The sequence below is a fragment of the Alphaproteobacteria bacterium genome, assembly GCA_035625915.1.
Taxonomy (GTDB): domain Bacteria; phylum Pseudomonadota; class Alphaproteobacteria; order JACZXZ01; family JACZXZ01; genus DATDHA01.
Genome location: DASPOR010000057.1, coordinates 1 through 2,499, shown reverse-complemented (window position 1 = coordinate 2,499; position 2,499 = coordinate 1). Strand labels below are relative to the sequence as shown.

Annotated in this window: 3 protein-coding genes; all 3 read left to right on the top strand. The window is 58.9% G+C overall.

Annotated features, from left to right (window positions below; all coding sequences use genetic code 11):
* The first annotated feature begins 115 nt into the window (after positions 1 to 115).
* On the top strand, positions 116 to 790 hold the full coding sequence (locus VEJ16_05375) for an amino acid ABC transporter permease (GenBank protein ID HYB09082.1): 675 nt from the start codon (positions 116 to 118) through the stop codon (positions 788 to 790).
* A complete protein-coding gene (locus VEJ16_05370) occupies positions 787 to 1,464 on the top strand; it encodes an amino acid ABC transporter permease (GenBank protein HYB09081.1) in 678 nt (225 codons plus the stop codon). Before VEJ16_05375 ends, VEJ16_05370 begins: the two co-directional genes overlap by 4 nt.
* A 12-nt stretch (positions 1,465 to 1,476) precedes the next feature.
* Positions 1,477 to 2,499: FAD-binding oxidoreductase (locus VEJ16_05365; protein ID HYB09080.1), on the top strand; the 1,023-nt coding region annotated here is incomplete at its 3' end.

Sequence of the window (2,499 nt, the reverse complement as noted above, 5' to 3'; positions counted from 1 at the left end):
TGGACGACGGACAGATTGTCGAGGAAGCGCCCCCTCATGAACTGTTTCGCTCGCCTTCGCATCGACGAACGCAGGCGTTCCTGCGCGCCGTGCTCGAAAAACAGGCTTATCAATAATGGGCAGCGCTTGGGCGAGGACTTTCGAGCAGTTTCCCTATCTTTTCGATGTTCTCGTGACAGGTGCTGGCATGACCGTCATCGTGACCGCCGGTGGATTTGCGGTCGCCGTCGTCTTGGGACTCGTTTTCGCGGTCTTCAGGACGGCGCGTTCGCCGCTCCTGCGCAGTGCTGCAACGCTATATGTCGAGATTTTCCGTGCGGTCCCAGTTCTGACCCAGCTTTTCATCATCTACTTCGGCCTCGCCACAATTGGCATCAAGCTGGCCCCGATCCCGGCCGCAGTCATTGGATTCGGCATCAACGGTGGCGCCTATCTCACCGAAGTGTTCCGGGCCGGCATCGAGGCGATTCATCGTGGCCAGACCGAGGCAGCATACTCGATCGGCATGACTCGACCTATGACCGTGTGGCACATCGTGCTCCCACAAGCGATCCGTGTCGTTTTGCCACCGGTTGCCAATTTTGCAATCGGCCTGCTCAAGGATACGTCGATTGCCTCAGCGGTAGCGGCTCCGGAACTTACATATCGGGCGCACATGCTTGTCGATCAGACATACCTTAGCACGCAAATCTATCTGATGGTCGCTGCCATTTACCTCATGATGAGCTTGCCGCTCTCGCGTCTCGTCAGGCGTCTCGAGCGACGTATGGGTCAAGGACACTTGCGATGAGCCCGGCGCAGCTAGAGGTCGCGACGCATGAATGGATGCCGCAGCTCCTCGTGGCCGCACTTGGAACCTTGGAAATGACGGCACTCGCCTACGTCCTCGGCGCTACCGTCGGGCTCCTAATCGCGCTCGCTGGTCACTCGCCGCGCCGGTTCTTGTCGGCGCCAGCGCGCTTTTATGTCGAAATCGTCCGCGGAACACCGGCACTTACGCAGCTTTTTTTGATCTATTTTGGCCTCGCTTCCGTTGGTATTGCCATCCCCGCTTTCGAGACCGCGGTGCTGGGACTCGGTCTCAACTATGCTGCCTATATGGCCGAGGTCTACCGAGCCGGAATCGAGGCGATCCACCGCGGCCAAAGGGAAGCGGCGCAATCGATCGGCATGACCCATGGTCAAACCATGCGCCACATCGTTCTTCCGCAGGCCGTCCGAGTTATATTGCCGCCAATGGCGAATTACGCCATTTCCTTGTTGAAGGACACATCCGTCGCCTCGCTCATTTCGGCACCCGAGCTGATGTTGCGAGCGCGCGACCTTAGCAGTGAGTATTACATGCCGATGCAGCTTTACCTCATCGCTGGAACCATATACTTCGTCATGGCCTTTCCTTTGTCGCGGGCCGTGCGCCGACTGGAACGGGTTCTCGGCAAGGGGCATGCCGCCGGCGCCGCGTAAGGAGCAGTCGCGGTGATTGCTGAAGCAGACGTCGTTGTGATCGGCTCAGGGTCCTTGGGATCGAGCGTGACATTCCACCTCGTGAAGGCGGGTGTAAAGAACGTCGCACTCATCGACAAACATGAATTCGGCTCTCAAACCTCCCCGCGCGCGGCGGGACTTACCAAGCAGGTTCGGCGGTCCAAAACGATGACCCGCCTCGCAATGCGTTCGGTCAAAAAAATCGTGATGTTCGAGCAGGAGACGGGCGAGCCGCTTGTCTATTATCAACCTGGCAGTCTCACAATCGCTCGCTTGCCCGAACATGAGGACCAGCTTCGAGTTGAGGTCGAGCGTGCCCGCCCCTTCGGGCTCGGCGTCGAATTGGTCTCCCCTAATGAAGCCAAGCGACTCATGCCCTTTCTCGAAACGATGGGCATTCGCGCCGTCACCTATTCGCCGACCGATATCTATCTCGAGCCTTCCCAAATCCCGCTCGGTTATGCCCGCGGCGCCGCTAGGCTCGGTGCGGCAACGCTGCCGAATACGTTGGTGACCGGTTTCGTCGTCAAAAATGACGAGGTACGAGGAGTAATTACCGACAAGGGCGAGATCGCGACGACGGTCGTCATCGACGCTGCGGGCGCCTGGAATCGTCAGGTGGCTGCGATGGCCGGTGCTCGCATACCGATGGTAGCGACGCGTCACCAGCTTTTTATCACCGAGCCGATCGACGGTGTCCGGTCGGACCAGCCGATCACGCGCATCATCGATGCCAACGTCTATGTCCGGCCGGACGAGGGCGGCCTGATGCTCGGCGGCTATGAACAGAACCCCCAGCAATACGACATGGCAAGTCTTCCACCCGGCTTCCAAATCAAGGATTTGCCGCTCGACATAGCCGTGCTTCGGCGCTTGGCGGACAGCGTGCGAGATCAATTTCCGATATTTCGTGATGTCAAGATTCGAAAACATCGCGGTGGGCTTCCGACCATGACGGCTGACGGCGAGCATGTCGTAGGCTCCGTTAGTGGCGTTCGCGGCCTCTATGTGGTT

Bases quoted from the DNA above. Each gene is read 5' to 3' on its own strand.
- VEJ16_05370 (HYB09081.1), top strand. From the start codon at position 787: ATGAGCCCGGCGCAGCTAGAGGTCGCGACGCATGAATGGATGCCGCAG.
- VEJ16_05375 (HYB09082.1), top strand. From the start codon at position 116: ATGGGCAGCGCTTGGGCGAGGACTTTCGAGCAGTTTCCCTATCTTTTC.